The sequence below is a fragment of the Rhodococcus sp. D-46 genome (assembly GCF_011290655.1).
Lineage (GTDB): Bacteria > Actinomycetota > Actinomycetes > Mycobacteriales > Mycobacteriaceae > Rhodococcus_F > Rhodococcus_F qingshengii.
The window spans coordinates 696,397-715,295 of the sequence record NZ_JAANTF010000001.1; the positions used below are offsets into that span (position 1 = coordinate 696,397).

Genomic DNA, 18,899 nt, shown 5'->3' on the forward strand with positions numbered 1-18,899 from the left:
TCCTTCTCGCCGGCGTTCGTCACACGAATAACGCTGTCACAGGCTGCGATCCGCAATTAGTTGCGGATCGCAGCCTGTTTTCGTGTACGGGTTACGCACAACGACCGTTGGTGCTTATCGTGGAAGGGAGGTTTCCGGATCACGAATCGTGGGTTTCACCGTGCACGAGCTGTCCATTGCGCAGAGTGTGGTCGAAGCCGTGTGTGAGCGTGCCGGCGAGCGACGAGTATCGAGCGTGCGGCTTGAAGTAGGGCAACTCTGCGCGGTGGTTCCACACTCTCTGCTGTTCTGCTTCGACGTCGTCACCGCGGGTACTCACGCCGAAGGTGCCAGCTTGCACATCGATGAGATTGCAACCAGCGCGCGATGCAGAAGCTGCGGCGTGATGTTCTCGCCGCCCGACATGTTCTTGCTGTGTGAATGCGGCAGTGCTGATGTCGAGGTGCTTGCCGGCCGAGAGTTACGGATCCTGTCGATGGAAGTGAGCTGAGCATGTGCGCGACGTGTGGGTGCGGGGACACCACAGGACCTCGGGTGTCGGTTGTCGCAGACGGAGAACACGAGCAGGAACACGACGATCATGGGCACGGTCATGGGCACGGTCACGAGCATGACCATGAGCGCGGCCACCCCGACCACACCGTGATTCTCGAGCAGCAGGTGCTCGCCAAGAACGACGGCATTGCGGTTCACAATCGTCAGTGGATGCGGAACCGCCGAATCACGGCGCTCAACATCATGAGTTCCCCCGGCGCGGGGAAGACGACATTGCTGGCGCGAACTATCCGGGAGCTCGGATGTCAGCGACCGATAGCCGTGATCGAAGGTGACCAGGAAACCCGGCTCGACGCCGAGCGGATCCGAGAGACCGGCGCGTCGGTGGTGCAGGTGAATACCGGGGCCGGATGTCACCTCGATGCCGCGATGATCGACCGCGCACTGCGCGCCTTGGATCCCGCTGAAGAATCGCTGCTTCTGATCGAAAACGTCGGAAACCTGGTGTGCCCCGCGCTCTTCGACCTCGGCGAGGAAGGCAAGGTTGTCCTAATTTCTACGCCGGAGGGGGCAGACAAACCGAAAAAGTACCCACACATCTTCGCTGTCGCGGACCTCGTGGTGATCAACAAGATCGACTTGCTCCCGTACGTCGAGTTCGACGTCGATGCCTGCGTCGAGCAGGCGAGAATACTCAATCCTGCTGTGCGCGTTGTTGTTCTGTCTGCCACGACAGGTGAGGGCATGGACGAGTGGTACGAGTGGATCGGTAGTCGTTCGGCGATTTCTCCGGTGGCCGTTGACAACTGATCTGCTCGGGTAGTTAATGAAATGAGTGGGTGCCACGCAAGTGGGCCGAGGTTCGACTCCGGTGGCGTCAGCGTTTCGGTGCCGCGGCAATTCGAGGCCACAGAGTCTTGAGGCCATAGCGTGTCAGGCCAGTCGCGGCGCTGAGAGTCAAGGCGCAAGTGCACCCGTGAAAGCGGCTGACATGGACACACAAAAATCGACTGCTGGCACCACGGCGGAACCTGCCTCCGAAAGCGCAGCTACCCCCGCAAGCGCAGCGGCCAAAGCGGAAGAAACTCTGATCCACGTGCTGTGGATCAATGCCGGTCTCAGTTGCGACGGAGATTCGGTGGCGCTCACTGCAGCCACGCAACCCAGTATCGAGGAGATCGCGCTCGGCGCCTTGCCCGGCCTGCCGCAGGTAGCGGTTCATTGGCCGCTCATCGACTTCGAATGCGGACCGCAGGGTGGCGCTGACGATTTCCTGGAGTGGTTTTGGAAAGCCGACCGCGGAGAACTGGAACCCTTTGTTCTTGTCGTCGAAGGATCGATACCGAACGAGAAACTTCACGACGAGGGGTATTGGTGCGGCTTCGGGAACAATCGCGAAACCGGCCAACCGGTCACCACGAGCGAATGGCTCGACAAGCTGGCACCGAAAGCCACTGCGGTAGTTGCGGTCGGTACGTGCGCGACCTACGGCGGCATACATGCGATGGCCGGCAATCCGACCGGTGCGATGGGCGTGCCGGACTATCTCGGGTGGACCTGGAAATCGAAGGCGGGCATCCCGATCGTCTGCGTTCCCGGGTGTCCCATTCAGCCGGACAACCTCTCCGAGACCCTGACCTACCTTCTGTACATGGCCACTGATCAGGCGCCGATGATTCCCTTGGACGAATCCCTGCGCCCGCAGTGGCTTTTCGGTGCCACCGTACACGAGGGCTGTGACCGTGGTGGGTACTACGAGCAGGGTGAGTTCGCGACGGAGTACGGGTCACCGAAGTGCATCGTCAAACTCGGATGTTGGGGACCGGTCGTGAAATGCAATGTCCCCAAACGTGGTTGGATCAACGGAGTCGGCGGGTGTCCTAATGTCGGCGGGATCTGCATCGGGTGCACGATGCCGGGATTCCCCGACAAGTTCATGCCGTTCATGGATGAACCACCTGGCGGCAAACTCTCCACCAATGCGGTGGGAATGTACGGGTCCGTGATCCACAGTCTCCGCCGGATCACCGGAAACACGTTGGACAAGGAACCGCACTGGCGCGAGCGCGGGTCGAAATTACTCACCGGTGCGACGCGTACGTGGTGACCGACCGGATACATTCAAATCAGTTCGTGAGCAACGTCTCTGGGAGGCACTGCAATGACGGCCATCGTTCCCGAACCCACCTCGACTGCGGACCGCGACGGTCTTGTCGAGATGGCGTGGGACCCCATCACCCGAATCGTCGGCAGTCTGGGCATCTACACCAAGATCGACTTCGCCAATCGCGAAGTGGTGGAGTGCCACAGCACGTCGTCGATCTTTCGCGGGTATTCCCTGTTCATGAAGGGGAAGGACCCGCGCGACGCGCATTTCATCACCAGTCGTATCTGCGGCATCTGCGGTGACAATCACGCCACATGCTCGTGCTACGCACAGAACATGGCGTACGGCGTCAAGCCGCCGCATCTGGGCGAGTGGATCGTCAATCTCGGCGAGGCCGCCGAGTACATGTTCGACCACAACATCTTTCAAGAGAATCTTGTCGCCGTCGACTACTGCGAGAAGATGGTCTCCGAGACGAATCCCGGTGTGCTGGCGCAGGCAGAGAACACGCGCTGCCCGCACGAGGAGCAGCACGGGTATCGCACGATCGCGGACATCATGCGGACTCTCAATCCGTTCACGGGTGAGTTCTATCGCGAAGCGTTGCAAGTCTCGCGTTCGACTCGCGAAATGTTCTGCTTGATGGAGGGCAGGCACGTTCACCCGTCGACGCTCTATCCCGGCGGCGTCGGCACCGTCGCGACGATCGAACTGATGACGGACTACATGTCGCGGCTGATGCGGTACGTCGAATTCATGAAGAAGGTCGTGCCGATGCACGACGACCTGTTCGACTTCTTCTACCAGGCGATGCCTGGTTACGAAAAGGTTGGCCTGCGGCGGACCCTGCTGGGTTGTTGGGGATCGTTCCAAGACCCCGAGTACTGCAATTTCTCCTACAAGGACATGACCGACTGGGGCCGGAAGATGTTTGTCACTCCCGGTGTGGTTGTCGACGGAAAGTTGGTCACCACGGATCTGGTGGACATCAACCTCGGTATCCGAATCATGCTGGGCTCCTCGTATTACGAGGACTGGAGTGATCAGGAGATGTTCGTCAAAACCGATCCGCTGGGTAACCCGGTCGATCGCAGGCACCCGTGGAATCAGCACACCAACCCTCACCCGCAGAAGCGGAACCTCGAGGACAAGTACAGCTGGGTCATGTCACCGCGATGGTTCGACGGAAAAGACAACCTTGCTCTGGATACGGGCGGGGGAGCATTGGCTCGCCTGTGGAGCACCGCTCTGGCCGGCCTGGTCGACATCGGATACCTGGAGTCGACCGGACACAGTGTGAAGATCAATCTTCCGAAAACAGCACTGAAGGCTCCTGTCTCGCTCGAGTGGAAGATTCCCGAACATGGCAGCAATACCCTCGAAAGAAACCGCGCGCGAACGTATTTCCAGGCATACGCAGCCGCGGCTGCCCTTCATTTCGCTGAGAAGGCGCTTGTCGAGATCCGGGCCGGCCGGACCAAGACGTGGGAGTCGTTCGAGGTCCCGGACGAGGGTATCGGTTGCGGATTCACCGAAGCCGTCCGCGGAGTTCTCTCACATCACATGGTGATTCGTGACGGAAAAATCGCGAACTATCACCCGTACCCACCGACACCGTGGAATGCGAGCCCGCGCGACAGCTACGGAACCCCCGGTCCGTACGAGGATGCCGTGCAGGGTCAGCCGATCTTCGAGGAGAACGATCGAGACCACTTCAAGGGCATCGACATCATGCGGACCGTGCGTAGTTTCGATCCCTGCCTGCCGTGTGGTGTTCACATGTATCTCGGCGGTGGCAAGACTCTGGAGAAGTTGCACTCTCCGACGCAGTCCGTGACCGGGGAGTGATCGATGGAGCAATCGGCCGACTACTGGCGCGGAGCAGGTGAGCGCATCGAGACGTTGTTGCAGGCCAATGCCGGCGCAGGCCCGGTGGCGAGAGATCGCGCCGAGCAACTGGTGCGTGAAGTCGTGCAGTTGTACGGCGCAGCACTCGAACGCACCGTCGCTCTGGCAGATCCGGCCACGATGGATGCGATGGTTCGCGACGATCTGGTGTCCAGCCTGCTACTGGTGCACGGACTTCACCCGCACGACGTGGAGACCCGCGTCCGCACTGCGCTCGACAGCGTGCGTCCGTACCTCGGTTCGCACGGAGGCGACGTCGAACTGATCGAGGTGGCGGACGGCGTAGTGCGACTACGGCTTCTCGGAAGCTGTAACAGTTGCCCTTCGTCCTCGGTGACCCTCGAAACCGCGGTCCAGGACGCGGTGCAGGCGGCGGCACCCGAGACCACCGGAATCGACGTCGAAACACCGGATTCGCATGAGCTGAAGTCGGGTGTGATTTCGGTCGAGTCCCTGTTCTCGCACGTTCACGCCGACGGGGGAGGTACGCACTGGGTGGAGGTCCCCGAATTCGCCGAAGTCGAGGTGGGAGAGGTCGCGGGCTTCCGCGTGTCGGGCACCGATCTGTTGGTCTGCCGCTCCGGTGACGATCTGTACGCGTATCGCGACCGTTGCCCGGTGTGTGAGCACTCGATGGCGGGGGCTGTGCTCGAACGCATGATGGGCCGTCCTGCCCGAGACGCCGCTGTCCTCACCTGTCCGACGTGCTCTGCCCACTTCAGTGTGTACGGGGCGGGAGCGCGGGTGGGCACCGGCTCCGAGCACCTGGCGCCTGTGCCGGTGCTGATTCGCGACGGAGTGCTCTCGGTCGCGCTTGCTGACGATTCTGTGATACCGGTGACCTAGCCGTGAACGCAGCCCGGTCATGAAAGTCACTGTGGGAGAGGTGCTCACACGAATCGCCTCGTCGCGTGTCGTTCCGACCGGACCGAGGTGTGAGATGTGTGCGGCGGGCATAGGCGACGAACACCAGCACGTCGTGGACGTACAGGTCCGGAGCCTGATGTGCGTGTGCCGACCCTGCTATCTACTCTTTGCACCGGTCGACGCGGACCTTCGATACAAAGCGGTTCCCGATCGGTACCTCGAGTTTCCGGACTTCGACCTCGGCCCTGGCCGGTGGGAGTCTCTGGAAATCCCCGTCGGCCTGGCATTCTTCTTCCGCAACTCACTCCTCGACAAGTACATAGTCCTCTATCCGGGACCGGCCGGAGCTACCGAATCCGAGTTGCCCATCGACTCGTTCGAGACTGTGCTCGAGGAGAATCCGGGGCTCGCGCAGATGCGGGCCGACGTCGAGGCGTTGATCGTGTCGGTGCCCACGTCAGGACAATCGCCGAGATGCTTCGTTGTTCCCATCGACGCCTGTTACGAACTGGTGGGACGATTGCGCACCGTGTGGCGCGGATTCGACGGTGGCCAGGATGCCGCACGCGCAGTGGACGAGTTCTTCGGGCGCGTCGAGGCGCGAAGCAGGTCGGCATGACTGTTCTCGACTTCTCGATCGACAACATGGAGGTGGAACCGTACGCGGTTACGCCGAATCTGACGGTGAGATTGAGAATGTCGGAATCCACCGGCACGACCGTCCGTGCGGTGGCTCTGCGCGCGCAGGTACGAATCGAACCACACCGCCGACCGTACTCCGACGCCGAAGGCGAAGGTCTGCGCGATCTCTTCGGTCCGCGGGAGCGTTGGTCGAGTACGCTGCGCACCTTCCTGTGGATGGAATGTTCCACGGTCGTTCAAGGATTCACCGGAACAACGGTCGCGGCCTTGCCCATGGCGTGTACGTACGACTTCTCGGTGACGGCGTCGAAGTACATGCACGCACTCGGAGACGGAACGATTCCGATCGTGGTTCTACTGAGCGGCACGGTATTCACCGACGGACCGCGTGGTTTCTCCGTGCAGCAGATCCCGTGGGACAGATCTGCTGCCTACGAATTGCCGGTCGACGTGTGGAAACAGCTGATGGCTGCGCATTATCCGGCGTCTGGTTGGGTACGCCTCGACCATGAGACGATTGCCGATCTCGTGCGGTTCAAGGCAGCGCACGGCCTCACGGACCTCGATTCAGCCGTGCGGCAGTTGCTGACGGCGAGCCAGGTGCCGCGATGACTCGAACGGGGATGGATCACGACGTTCGGGCCGTGGCCGACGCCGTCCTGTACGAGGGATATCTTCTCTATCCCTACCGGGCCGGCTCGGCGAAGAATCAATCCCGTTGGCAGTTCGGGGTTCTCGGACCGCCCGGCGCCGCCGAGGTCGGAGTCGGCGAGGAACCGTCGATGTCCGCGCAATGTCTGCTCGGCGAATTCGAGCGGAACGGCGTCGAGGTTTCTGCGACTGTGAGATTTCTGCACCACCAGTCGCGGACGGTTGAACGACTCGGCGCCGGCGGGGCGTGGATCCCGGTCGATCGGTTGGTAGTCGGCGAGCGGGAGTCGATCTCGTGGGACGAAGCCACCGAGTCCGAGATCGTGTTGGGTCCGTGGGGTCTGGACGAACTCGAGGCCGGCGTCGAAGAAACCTTCTGTGCGGCCGGAGTTGTCGAAGGAGAGACTTTGTCGGGCTCTCGGGGCAGGGTGGTCGGACGGATCGTTCGGACACGGCTTCCGGTGAATGGCCTCTTGGCAGTGAGCGCCTCCGCCGGGGACGGACGCACGGTGATTTCCGTGACGATCATGAACGCCACGAGCGTCGACGCACGGGACAAGGGCACGGCCACCGCGCAATCGATGCTGGGGACTCACGTCATTGTGAACTGCACAGGCTCGAGGTTCCTGTCGTTGTTCGAAGAAGCAGATCACTCGGAGCAGTTGCGGCAAAATCGCTGTTATCCGGTGCTTGCGGGGACCGAGGACCCCACTCACCCTGGCACATCTCCCACCGTTCTGGTGTCACCGATCATCCTGTACGACTTTCCCGAGATTGCGCCGCAGAGCGAGGGATCTCTCTTCGACTCGACCGAGATCGACGAAATTCTCACCCTGAGAATCCTTGCCATGACCGACGAGGAAAAGGCGCGGGCGCGAGCTACCGACTCCAGAGCTGCCGACATCATCGACCGATGTGAGCGATTGACGGACGACGATCTAGCCGGCCTGCACGGTGTGCTGCGAAATCCGCACGCCGGTTCTGATCTGATACCCGAGGTGCCTGACGGTGTGGACTGGTGGACCCCGGAAGCCGACACCAGTGTCCAACCACGCACCGACGCAGTTCTGATCAACGGCGTCCGTGTCTCTGGTGGAAGTACAGTTCGGCTCCACCCCTCACGCCGCGCTGATGCTCAGGACCTGTTCTTCGACGGCCGGATCGCCCACGTCGCCACCATTCATGAAGACGTGGACGGCGACATTCATGTTGGGGTGACACTGTTGGACGATCCGGCCGCCGATCTGCACAACTGGTACGGCCGCTACCTGTACTTCGCGCCGGACGAGATAGAGCCGATGCCGCGCGACAGCGCGTGACGTACTCACAGCTATCGAACTTCACAGCTATCGAGAGGAGAACTCGCCATGAGGAGCATGGGATTGCTGTCGACGGCACTTCTCGGCGCCACCGCGATCGCAGCCGCGATCGTCCTGGTGGTGTCGATGCCGGACATCCAGCGCTATCTGCGAATGCGAAAGATGTAAAGCGCTGTGCGCGTGCTGATTGCAGGTGTCGGAAACATATTTCTCGAAGACGACGGATTCGGCCCCGAAGTTGTTCGGGCGCTGCAGCATGAGAATCTCCCATCGGGAGCTCACCTGGTCGACTACGGGATTCGGGGCGTGCATCTGGCGTACGACTTGTTGGAGTCGTGGGACGCCCTGGTCCTGATCGATGCCTTACCGGCGACCGGAGTCCCGGGCAAGCTCGCGATCATCGAAGTGGACCCCGAAAGTGAAGGCCCGCAAGGAGGTTTCGACGCGCACTCGATGCATCCGAGTTCGGTGTTTGCCAGCCTGCAGGCCCTCGGCGGAACACTCCCGCGGACGTTCGTGGTGGGGGCACATGCGAAATCGATCGGCGACGGAATCGGATTGAGTGCGGAGATGCGTGATTCGGTAAGGCAAGCCGCTTCTGCGGTGCTGGCACTCGTCCGGTCCATCGACGTGGACTGTGATGCCACCACACTGGGGCCGGAGGTGTGAGTCATGTGTCTGGGGATTCCGGGACGGGTACGCGAACTACTGGACGGATACGGAGGTCAACTCGCTCTCGTCGACGTGGAGGGGGCACCACGCAAGGTCAACATCGGAATGCTCGACGAAGGCACCGTCACGGCAGGTGACTGGGTGGTGATCCACATGGGCTTTGCAGTCGAGAAGGTCGACGAGCAGGGAGCTCGCCATGCTCGGGCCGGCCTCGAACTGATGGGCCGTGGTGGCCACGACGGTGAGGTAGTCGACTCCGATACTGGTAACGGCGAGGTCGGGACATGAAGATCGCCTGCCGTGTCATCGTTCGTGGCGTAGTCCAGGGGGTGGGCTTCCGGCCGTTCGTCCATGCGACCGCCACCGAACTGGGACTGTCGGGTTCGGTGGGAAATTCTGCTCTCGGTGTCGTGATCGACGTCGAAGGCGACGGAGAGACAATCGATGCATTTGTCGCTCGGGTGCGAAACCGCCCCCCACCGCTGGCACGGGTGGAGTCGGTGGAGCGCGAGGACTCGCGGCCGGTTGGTCGTGAGGGGTTTCGCATAGTCGAGACGGATGCGGGGTCGGTCGGGCGAACCTTGGCGCCGGCGGATGTCGGGATCTGCGACGACTGCCTCCGGGAACTGACTGATCCGAGCGATCGGCGATATCGTCATCCATTCATCACCTGCACCAACTGCGGTCCGCGATTCACGATCATCGAATCGCTGCCCTACGACCGGGCCGCTACGACGATGAAGCGATTCCCGTTGTGCGCGAACTGTGCGGCGGAGTACGTGGATCCCGCCGACCGCCGGTTTCATGCGCAACCGATTGCCTGCCCGCAGTGCGGTCCAACGCTATCGTTCGTGGAAGGGGACGCGCCCGCCGTGACCGGTGAGGGTGCACTGCTACGAGCCCGATCCCTACTGCGAGACGGGAAGATTCTTGCTGTCAAGGGAATCGGAGGATTTCACCTGGCTTGTGATGCCCGCGACGACCGCGCGGTTCACGAGTTGCGTGAACGCAAGCATCGAGCAAGCAAGCCGTTGGCGGTGATGGTGCGCGATGTGCCAGAAGCCAGAGAGTTGGGTGTGGTCGGTGATGCCGAGGCTGATGCCATGTCCTCGCGCGAGCGCCCGATTGTGCTGGTTGCCAAAGCGTCTGGATACGCGCTTTCCCCCTTGATTGCCCCCGGCATTCCGGATATCGGAATCATGCTGGCCTACAACCCGATTCAGCATCTTCTTCTGGGTTTGGCCGGAGAAGAGGCGGGCCCAGCGGTGTTGGTCATGACATCGGCGAACATCGGCGGTGAGCCGATTCTGTACTCCGACAACGATCTCGAACGATTGGGTGACCTGGCCGACGGGGTATTGACCCACAACCGTCCGATCTTGATGCCGTGTGACGACTCGGTGATGCGAATAGTCGGCAGTGGAAGACAGTTGCTTCGTCGCTCGCGCGGATATGCTCCGCTGCCCGTCACCGCGCCGTTCGACGTACCGCCTACCTTGGCGGTCGGGGCCGACCTGAAGAACACCTTCTGTCTTGCCGAGGACGGATATGTGTGGCCGAGTCAGCACATCGGAGACATGGGCGACCTCGCTGTCATCGACAGTTTTGCTGCGTCGGAGAGTCACTTCGAATCGATCACGGGGGTGGTGCCGCACCAGATCGCCTGTGACGAGCATCCTCGGTATCGCTCGTCCTCGTGGGCTCGCAGTCGTAGTGGTGACCGACCGGTGCGCATCGTCGGGCATCACCACGCACATGTGGCTTCCGTGATGGGGGAGAACGGCCGGGACGGGAGCGAACCAGTTCTCGGAATAGCGTTCGACGGCACCGGCTACGGGGCGGACGGCGCAGTGTGGGGAGGGGAACTACTGCTGGCGACGTACAAGGGTTATCGCCGTCTCGCGCATCTGGGATACGTACTGCTGCCCGGTGGCGATGCCGGAGTGGAACGGCCGTACCGAATGGCGCTCGCCCACCTGTGGCATGCCGGGTTGGACTGGGAATCCGACCTCGCGCCCGTGGCAGCCTGTCCGCCCCGAGAGCAGTCGGTCCTACTTCACCAGATGGAAACCGGTTTCGGGTGCGTGGACACCTCGAGCATGGGGCGGTTGTTCGACGCAGTCTCCTCGCTGACCGGGGTCCGTCAGAGGGTCGACTACGAAGCGCAGGCTGCCATCGAGTTGGAGGGGGTGTCGAGGGGAGTCGACAGCGCCGGTTCGCGGTACACCTTCGATTGGACGCAGTCGGACGACGATTCGTGGACAGCAGATCCGCGGTCGGTCATTCGGGCTGTTGTCCGCGATCTCCGGGAGAAGTTGCCCGCTGAAGTGATCGGCGCCCGTTTCCACGAATCCGTAGCGCACCTGGTGCTCGAGTGGGCAATTCGTGGCCGGGAACTGGCGGGAGTGGACGAGGTAGTACTCACCGGAGGTGTCTTTCAGAACCCTCTACTGCTCGTTCGGGCGTGTGCTCTGCTCTCAGACGCTGGATTCACGCCGTTGACAGGACTGGAGTTGCCGCCGAACGACGGCGGTCTCGCCTACGGCCAAGTGCTGGTGGGGAGTTCGTCATGAGGTCAGGAGTTGTGTCATGTGCCTAGCCGTACCGGGACGTATCGAGTCCCTGGAGGAACGCGACGGAACGACGATGTCGGTGGTGAACTTCGGTGGCGTCCGAAAAGAAGTGTGTCTCGAGTACATTCCGGGCGCCCAAGTCGGCGAGTACGTCGTGGTGCACGTCGGATTTGCCATCCAGCGACTCGACGAGGAATCCGCTCGCAGCACGCTGGCGGAATTCGAGCACCTCGGCGTACTGGAAGAGGAATTCGGTGACGGGTTCGAAAGGGCTGCCCGGGCCGCGGGGATCGAACCGAAGGAGACGGAATCATGAAATATCTGGACGAGTTCTCCGATCCGGAACTGGCCGGCAAACTGCTGGATCAGATCCGTGCGCTGGCCACACGGCGATGGGCGATCATGGAAGTGTGTGGTGGTCAGACACATTCGATCATCAGACACGGCATCGATCAATTACTTCCCCAACAGATCGAGATGATCCACGGACCCGGATGCCCGGTCTGTGTCACCCCGCTCGAGATCATCGACAAAGCTCTCGAAATCGCGGCAAGACCCGATGTCATTTTCTGCTCCTTCGGGGACATGTTGCGAGTTCCGGGGAGTTCGTCGGATCTGTTCCGCATCAAGAGCGCCGGCGGTGACGTGCGGGTGGTGTACTCACCGTTGGATGCACTGACTATTGCCAAGGAGAATCCGGGCCGGCAAGTGGTGTTCTTCGGGATCGGATTCGAGACCACCGCGCCGGCCAACGCCATGACCGTCTATCAGGCCAATCGCCTGGGTATCGAGAACTTCTCGCTACTCGTTTCGCACGTTCTGGTCCCGCCGGCGATGGCCGCGATCATGGATTCGCCAGAGTGCCGCGTGCAGGCATTTCTGGCGGCCGGGCATGTGTGCAGTGTGATGGGAACGTCGGAGTACCCGGCGCTGGCCGAGAAGTACAAGGTCCCGATCGTCGTCACCGGATTCGAGCCGCTGGATCTGCTGGAGGGCATCCGAAAGACGGTGCTGCAGTTGGAATCGGGTCGATACGAGGTCGAAAATGCCTACGCCCGTGCCGTCACCGCGCAGGGCAACACCGCAGCGAAAGCGATGCTCGAGGATGTGTTCGCCGTGTCGGACCGGACGTGGCGCGGCATCGGATCGATCCCGGACAGCGGTTGGCAGCTGGCACCGAAGTATGCGTATTTTGATGCCGAAGAGCGTTTTTCGGTGACCGATATCCACACTGACGAGTCGAGCGTCTGCCGTTCCGGAGAAGTGTTGCAAGGTTTGATCAAGCCACACGAGTGCAGTGCCTTCGGGAAGGAATGCACTCCGCGGAATCCGCTCGGTGCCACGATGGTGTCGTCCGAGGGGGCGTGCGCCGCGTACTACCTGTACCGGCGCCTGGAACTTCAGGAGGCGGGTCATGCCGGCTGAGGAGACCGCTGTCGTGGACTTGTCGGCGTGGGTCTGCCCACTGCCGCTGCGTGATTCGCCGAACATCGTCATGGGGCACGGTGGTGGAGGAGCGATGTCCGCCGAGCTCATCGAGCACCTGTTCCTGCCCTCGTTCGGAAGCGCTGCCGATGCAGAACTCGGTGACTCGGCCGTATTCGACGTCGGCGGGGTGCGGCTCGCGTTCTCGACCGACTCGTATGTCGTCAAACCCATGGTGTTTCCCGGCGGAACTATCGGCGATCTCGCTGTCAACGGAACGGTGAACGACCTGGCGATGACTGGAGCGCAGCCATTGGTGATGTCGACGGCATTCATCCTGGAAGAAGGGACGGCACTGACCGACATCGCGGGAATCGCGAAGGCGCTCGGTGAGGCCGCGCACGTTGCCGGCGTTCGGCTGGTGACAGGTGATACCAAGGTCGTCGATGCCGGTCACGGCGACGGAGTCTTCATCAACACCGCAGGAATCGGGATTGTCGCAGACGGGGTGGACATCAGCCCCACTCGCGCACAAGTGGGTGACGTCGTGATCGTCAGCGGCGACATCGGCGTTCACGGCGTGGCCGTGATGAGTTGTCGCGAAGGTCTCGAATTCGGGACCGAAGTGCGCAGTGATTGTGCGGCCCTGAACGGCGTGGTGGCCGACATGATTGCCACCGGTGTCGACATCCACGTCCTGCGCGACCCTACGCGGGGCGGAGTCGCCGCGACCCTCAACGAGATCGCTCAGGCGTCGAACATCGGGGTTGCGCTGGTGGAGCGAGATCTGCCGATTCCCGCTGACGTGCGCGACGCCTGTGGGCTACTCGGCTTGGATCCGTTGTACGTCGCAAACGAGGGCAAGTTGATCGCTTTCGTTCCACGCGAAGATGCCGCCCTGGTTCTGGAAGCGATGCACGGCAATCCACTGAGTGTGGGAGCCGCCGTGATCGGGGAGTGCGTGGCCGAACATCGCACAATGGTGGTGGCGCGTACGGCATTGGGAGGCAATCGGGTAGTGGATTTGCCGGCAGGTGAACAACTTCCTCGGATCTGCTGATGACTGCCGTCGGTATGAACGGGCCGGCGTTGTTTGCCCGCTACGCGTATCCGCCGAACGAGTTGGGTTACTGCGGACCCGACGATCCTTCAGTGCTGCTTCGTCTGGCCAGCGGCAACTCGGGCAGCGGCGACCGTGATCACGCTCGTCAATTCGACGGTGCGTGGCCGTACCTCGAGGCATTGGCTGTAGGAGCGGGCATCGACGACCCCCTGGATTCGCGAGTGATCGAAGCCTATTGGGTGGGAGGTGATCTCCTCGACTCTCTCGATTCGGGGAAGTTGTTACAGCACTTGAGGGGGGCATTCGGTGAACGCGAGAACACCGGGTTCCTCCCCGTCCTCGGGGGTCGGGACCGCGCGCTCGCGCACCACAGTTTTCACGTATTTCTGGTGTATCCGTGGGTCAAGCTTCTTCGGAAGCGCGGTGCGGTCCCACTGTCCGTCCTCCAGAACTGCCGGATCAGATGGGGAGTGGTCGAGGACGTCGGCGAGGAGCATGCATTGGTGGTTTCGTCCCCGCTCGAGTTCGACGGTGAGCAACTCGCACGCGGCCGACCGGCAACGCAGAGAGTGCGGTGGAGGGTCGAGGGCAACGCGCTTGCGGCGATGCCCGTCCCCGGCGCTGTGGTGACGATGCACTGGGATTGGGTGTGCGACAGGATAACGGCAGAGCAATCACGTGCATTGGATGCCGCGGAAGACTCGGGATTGCGGATCGCGAACCGAATGCTGTCGACCGATATGTGATCGTCAGTTCCCCTCCAGGACGGAGGCTACGGTGAATTGGGGTAGCGCGGTACCGGACAGCGCACTGTGGTTGGCAGAGGCATATGCGATCACGGTAGCGGTTCTCGTCGTCACCGCGCTGCTGCTTGCTCGGTATACCGTCTGGGGCAACCAGTTTCGGCGAATGGCTTGGCCCTACTTCGATCCCCGGCGCACCGTCATTCCGCTGTCGATTCTCGCGTTACTGCTGCTGCTCACGATATTCGGTGTCCGCGTGACGGTGTTGTTCTCGTACTGGTACAAGGATTTCTACGACGCCATTCAGAACCTCGACGAAACCGCTTTCTGGCACTACCTGCGAGTGTTCGCGATATTGGCCGCAGTCCACGTCGCTAGCTCACTCGTCGTCTACCTGGTAGGCCAAACACTCGATATCAATTGGCGCAGTTGGCTCAATGACACATTGACCGACGATTGGCTCGACGGCCGCGCGTACTATCGCGGAAACTTCCTGGAGAACCCGGTCGACAATCCGGACCAACGTATTCAGGCAGACATCACCGCATTCGCGACGTCGTCCCGCACGTTGTCCATGGGCGCCGTCGCCGCAATGGTCTCGATCGTCAGCTTCACCAAGATCCTGTGGGATCTGTCCGGTCCCTTGACTGTTTTCGGTGCCGAGATTCCGCGAGCGATGATCTTTTTCGTCTACATCTACGTGTTGGTGACCACGGCACTCGCATTCTGGATCGGCCGGCCTTTGATCATGCTGAACTTCTTGAACGAGAAACTCGGCGCCAGCTTCCGGTACGCGTTGGTTCGACTACGGGAGTACGGCGAAAGCATCGCCTTCTATCGCGGAGAGAACGTCGAACGACGCACGCTCGGACTACGTTTTGCTGCAGTGATCCGCAATATGTGGGCGATCGTCTTCCGGACGCTCAAGTTCAGTGGCTTCAATCTGGCAGTGGATCAGACAGCGGTGGTGTTTCCGTTTCTGGTCCAGGGATCTCGATTGTTCAGCGGGCAGATCACTTTCGGCGACGTGATGCAAACTGCTCAAGCATTCGGCCAGGTGCACAATTCGTTGTCGTTCTTTCGAGAGTCTTATGCCGATTTTGCAAGTTTCCGGGCCACACTGATCCGTTTGACCGGGCTCGCCGATGCCAATCGACGTGCCCGCGCACTTCCCGTGCTCGACGCGTTCTCCGCTGGCAGTCATTTGGTTGTTCGGGGACTCGACGTGCGCACGCCGGTTGGTGAGGCGTTGATCTCCGAACTCGACATGTCACTGGGGCCCGGCGATGCACTGCTGGTGAAGGGTCCGTCGGGTAGCGGCAAAACCACGCTGCTCCGCAGCATCGCGCAGTTGTGGCCGTACACAAACGGTTCCGTGACCACCCCGGTCGGAGACGTCCTGTTCCTCTCACAACGGCCATACCTACCATTGGGTTCTCTGCGCGCGGGTTTGGCATATCCGGACCAGTTGCCCTCAGGTCAGCCGAACACCGGGCGCTCGAACTTCGACGACCGCAGGCTCCACGATGCGCTCGCCGAGGTGCATCTCGCACATTTGATCGGTCGGCTCGACGAGCCGGCTGATTGGACTCGAATTCTGTCGCCGGGCGAACAACAACGGTTGGCGTTCGCCCGAGTCCTCCTGATCCGACCGCGAACCGCATTTCTCGACGAGGCGACATCCGGAATCGACGAAGGCCTCGAGTACACGCTCTACGACATCCTTCGCCGTGAACTGCCCGACAGCATCATTGTCAGCGTCGGGCATCGCAGCACCCTCGACGTTTTTCACAATCGACAACTCGAACTGCGCGGTGCGGGACACTGGACTCTCGCTGATCACGAAGGCTGAGAAAACTTTCGACAGTCGGATTCTTGCGACAGGATTCGGCCGGGTTACCCGCCGCGCCGCGATCGATCGGAGACACGGACCGTCACGAGGTCGAAGGGTTGCGGAAGTCGTTTGTGCGCTGGAGCACCCAGGCCGCAATCCTGGTGCGCGAGCCGTACCCCAGTTTGTTCAGTATGTGATCGACGTGGCCGTCGACAGTGCGCTGAGAAATGACCAGCTTGTCCGCGATTGCTCGGTTGGTCAGGCCCTGTGCGACGAGTTCGGCCACCTGCTGCTCCCGCGGAGTCAGCACTTCGTCGGCCGCCGATTTCGGTGATCCACCGGGCGGTTGCTCTCTCAGCGCGCGGGCCGCTGCGTCGTCGAGAGTCAGAGCTCGTCCATGAGCGAATGCTGTTTGAAACACCCTGTCTCCGATCCGGTTACGAGCCTCGGTCACGCTGTTTTCGTGGTACGGGACCATGCTCCTGAAGGTGTCCATCGGGCTGCCCGTGGCGGTGAACAGCGTGTCGGCAGCTCCCATCAGTGTGGCTGCCAGCTTTGTGTCCCGGTCGACAAGCGTCCACGCGATTTCCTCGAGGCACCATGCACATCCGAACTGGTTACCCAGCCCTCGCAGCAATCGGAGAGAATCTTCGAGTAGCTCGATACCGCGAGCGTGGTTGCCATGACGCCACAGGGCGGATCCGTAGTCCGACATCGTCATCGACCGCCACAAGATTTCGCCGCGCGATTCGGTGAGGGCCAACTCCTCCTCGTAAATACTTGCAGCCCGGTCGGTTTCGCCGAGTGCGTCGACGACGAAGGCGAACCAGTAGAGCGCGGGTACCAGACGGGCGATGTCGTCGTTTGCCCGGAATGCTGCGACAGCCTGCTCCAGGTACTCGGCGCCGCGCACGAGATCGCCGTCGGCGACCGCGACGAATCCGAGCGTGTACCGCGCCAGTATGCGTCCGTCGTCGTTCCGCTGCATCTCGGCCTGTCGCCGAGCCTCTTCGGCAATGCTTGTCGCCGAAGCGATATCTCGTTGGAGGGCTGCCAGCAGTGCGCCTGTCGCGGCGGCCTCGACTACCGCCTCATCGAGAGTGCCCTCGGTCAGTTCGGGCACCTCGGCCAGGGCGCGACCCAACCAGTAGCGACCTTCGTTGAATCGACCACGTGCAAGCCAGTAATCATGCAAGGCACTTGCGGTACGCAATGTGGCTTCGACCGAGTCGGGTTCGGTCAGACCGAATTCCAACGCGGTGCGCACGTTGGGTAAGTCGCGGTCGATCCGCGTCATCCAATCGATTTGGTGCGGCCCCGTCCAGTCGACTCCGGCGCGGAAGACGAGTTGCCTGAACCACTCACTGTGCCTGCGCTGCAGCGAGACCCACTCGTCGACTGACACCAGTTCACGCCCGTAGTCGCGAAGAGTCTCGAGTAGGCGGTAGCGGACGTAAGAGCCGTTTTGTTCACGGATGAGGATCGACTTGTCGACAAGGGACATCACGAGATCGCCCAAGTCGTCGTTCTGTGCTTCGTCGGCGAGAATTCCTTCGACGGACCCGAGATCGAAGCTACCCGCAAATACGCTCGAGTTCGCCCACAACGACTTCTCCGGCGGCGTACACAGAGCGAAGCTCCAGTCGATACTCTGTGCAAGCGTTTGTTGACGCGCTGGAGCGTTCCGGCTGCCCCGCGTCAGCAGTTGGAAGCGGTCGTCGAGTTTTTGCAGGATCTGATCGACCGACATCGCCCTCAGTCGGGCAGCCGCCAACTCGATCGGCAGTGGTAGTCCTTCCAACCGGCGGACGATCTTCTCCACAGCCGCGCTGTTCTCGCTGGTGATGCGGAAGTCCGTCACGGAGGAACGTGCCCGCTGCTCGAACAGCATCATCGCATCACCATCACGGGTGTCGGTTGGCGACGGCGCCTCGGTGGGAAATCGCAGAGGCGGCACCCGTAATACCATCTCGCCGGGAATGTCGAGCGGTTCTCGGCTGGTCGCCAGAAGTGCCAATCGGGCACAGCACCGGAGAAGTTCGGCGGCGGTGTCGGCAACCCAGCCGATGAGGTGTTCGCAATTGTCCAGAACAAGCAGGACACGTTCGTCGACGAGACGGCCGATCAGTACCGATCGCGGTGACCGCGTAGATCGGTCTTGTACTCCGAGTGCGGCAAGAATCGTCTGATCGAGAAGTGCCGGCTCCCGCAGTTCGCTGAAGTCGACGAACCAGACGCCCCCGGGGAACGCACGGGAGGAATCATCGGCGGCACGGAGCGCCAAGCGGGTTTTGCCGACCCCACCCAGGCCCGTAAGGGTCACAAGCCGGTAGTCCGACAGCAGGCGTCGGACTTCTTTGGCCTCGGACCGACGACCGACGAAACTGCTCAGTTCGATCGGTAGGTTTCCTCGTTTTGCCGCCATGAGAATCGCGCCGAATTTGTACGTCCTGAGTGGATTGACCCCACACAGTGTACGCGGAATCGCGTGTGCGAAATCTGTCAAGGCACCACCGGTGTTCGCCCGTGATTGCCGTTGGGCCGAAGCTTTTCGGTGCATGACGCGGAATAGCGAGCACTTTCCACCGACGTAGTTCGCG

Annotated in this window: 17 protein-coding genes; 16 read left to right on the top strand and 1 reads right to left on the bottom strand. The window is 61.6% G+C overall.

Annotated elements, in window-relative coordinates:
- Positions 1 to 160 precede the first annotated feature (160 nt).
- The 16 genes from hypA (at position 161) to G9U53_RS03445 (ending at position 16,317) form a co-directional block, all read left to right on the top strand.
- Positions 161 to 490, top strand: coding sequence for a hydrogenase maturation nickel metallochaperone HypA (hypA, locus tag G9U53_RS03370; protein WP_075835262.1), 330 nt, complete (start codon positions 161 to 163; stop codon positions 488 to 490).
- Between the two features lie 2 nt (positions 491 to 492).
- Positions 493 to 1,305 carry a hydrogenase nickel incorporation protein HypB gene (gene hypB, locus G9U53_RS03375; RefSeq protein ID WP_030535604.1) on the top strand — a complete coding sequence of 271 codons (813 nt, stop codon included), beginning with the start codon at positions 493 to 495 and terminating at the stop codon, positions 1,303 to 1,305.
- A 181-nt stretch (positions 1,306 to 1,486) separates the two neighbouring features.
- Complete coding sequence (locus G9U53_RS03380) at positions 1,487 to 2,602, top strand: hydrogenase expression protein HypE (RefSeq protein ID WP_042922651.1); 1,116 nt, start codon at positions 1,487 to 1,489, stop codon at positions 2,600 to 2,602.
- A gap of 54 nt (positions 2,603 to 2,656) precedes the next feature.
- On the top strand, positions 2,657 to 4,450 hold the full coding sequence (locus G9U53_RS03385) for a nickel-dependent hydrogenase large subunit (protein WP_058038665.1): 1,794 nt from the start codon (positions 2,657 to 2,659) through the stop codon (positions 4,448 to 4,450).
- A gap of 3 nt (positions 4,451 to 4,453) precedes the next feature.
- Positions 4,454 to 5,356 (top strand): NifU family protein, encoded by a 903-nt coding sequence (locus G9U53_RS03390; protein ID WP_003942277.1) that lies wholly within the window; start codon positions 4,454 to 4,456, stop codon positions 5,354 to 5,356.
- A 19-nt stretch (positions 5,357 to 5,375) separates the two neighbouring features.
- Complete coding sequence (locus tag G9U53_RS03395; protein ID WP_058038667.1) at positions 5,376 to 5,996, top strand: DUF5947 family protein; 621 nt, start codon at positions 5,376 to 5,378, stop codon at positions 5,994 to 5,996.
- A complete protein-coding gene (locus G9U53_RS03400; protein WP_007735081.1) occupies positions 5,993 to 6,631 on the top strand; it encodes a DUF6084 family protein in 639 nt (212 codons plus the stop codon). The genes G9U53_RS03395 and G9U53_RS03400 overlap by 4 nt, the downstream gene beginning before the upstream one ends.
- On the top strand, positions 6,628 to 7,989 hold the full coding sequence (locus G9U53_RS03405) for a hypothetical protein (protein WP_058038668.1): 1,362 nt from the start codon (positions 6,628 to 6,630) through the stop codon (positions 7,987 to 7,989). The genes G9U53_RS03400 and G9U53_RS03405 overlap by 4 nt, the downstream gene beginning before the upstream one ends.
- A gap of 174 nt (positions 7,990 to 8,163) precedes the next feature.
- Entirely contained in the window at positions 8,164 to 8,658 is a 495-nt protein-coding gene (locus G9U53_RS03410) for a hydrogenase maturation protease (protein ID WP_047271381.1), read from the top strand.
- A gap of 3 nt (positions 8,659 to 8,661) precedes the next feature.
- A complete protein-coding gene (locus tag G9U53_RS03415; protein WP_007735086.1) occupies positions 8,662 to 8,949 on the top strand; it encodes a HypC/HybG/HupF family hydrogenase formation chaperone in 288 nt (95 codons plus the stop codon).
- Entirely contained in the window at positions 8,946 to 11,234 is a 2,289-nt protein-coding gene (hypF, locus tag G9U53_RS03420) for a carbamoyltransferase HypF (RefSeq protein WP_050655148.1), read from the top strand. Before G9U53_RS03415 ends, hypF begins: the two co-directional genes overlap by 4 nt.
- Positions 11,235 to 11,250: 16 nt before the next feature.
- Entirely contained in the window at positions 11,251 to 11,550 is a 300-nt protein-coding gene (locus G9U53_RS03425; RefSeq protein ID WP_003942168.1) for a HypC/HybG/HupF family hydrogenase formation chaperone, read from the top strand.
- Positions 11,547 to 12,659, top strand: a complete 1,113-nt coding sequence (hypD, locus tag G9U53_RS03430; protein ID WP_007735088.1) for a hydrogenase formation protein HypD — start codon at positions 11,547 to 11,549, stop codon at positions 12,657 to 12,659. The genes G9U53_RS03425 and hypD overlap by 4 nt, the downstream gene beginning before the upstream one ends.
- Positions 12,649 to 13,719, top strand: coding sequence for a hydrogenase expression/formation protein HypE (hypE, locus tag G9U53_RS03435; RefSeq protein WP_058038669.1), 1,071 nt, complete (start codon positions 12,649 to 12,651; stop codon positions 13,717 to 13,719). The genes hypD and hypE overlap by 11 nt, the downstream gene beginning before the upstream one ends.
- Positions 13,719 to 14,468 (top strand): DUF6390 family protein, encoded by a 750-nt coding sequence (locus G9U53_RS03440; RefSeq protein WP_054825611.1) that lies wholly within the window; start codon positions 13,719 to 13,721, stop codon positions 14,466 to 14,468. The genes hypE and G9U53_RS03440 overlap by 1 nt, the downstream gene beginning before the upstream one ends.
- Before the next feature lie 31 nt (positions 14,469 to 14,499).
- Positions 14,500 to 16,317: an ABC transporter ATP-binding protein/permease gene (locus G9U53_RS03445; RefSeq protein ID WP_058038670.1), complete on the top strand. Its 1,818-nt coding sequence runs from the start codon at positions 14,500 to 14,502 to the stop codon at positions 16,315 to 16,317.
- A gap of 82 nt (positions 16,318 to 16,399) precedes the next feature.
- Here the strand turns inward: G9U53_RS03445 and G9U53_RS03450 are convergent, their stop codons facing one another.
- Entirely contained in the window at positions 16,400 to 18,805 is a 2,406-nt protein-coding gene (locus G9U53_RS03450; RefSeq protein WP_082661457.1) for a LuxR C-terminal-related transcriptional regulator, read from the bottom strand.
- Positions 18,806 to 18,899: the final 94 nt, after the last annotated feature.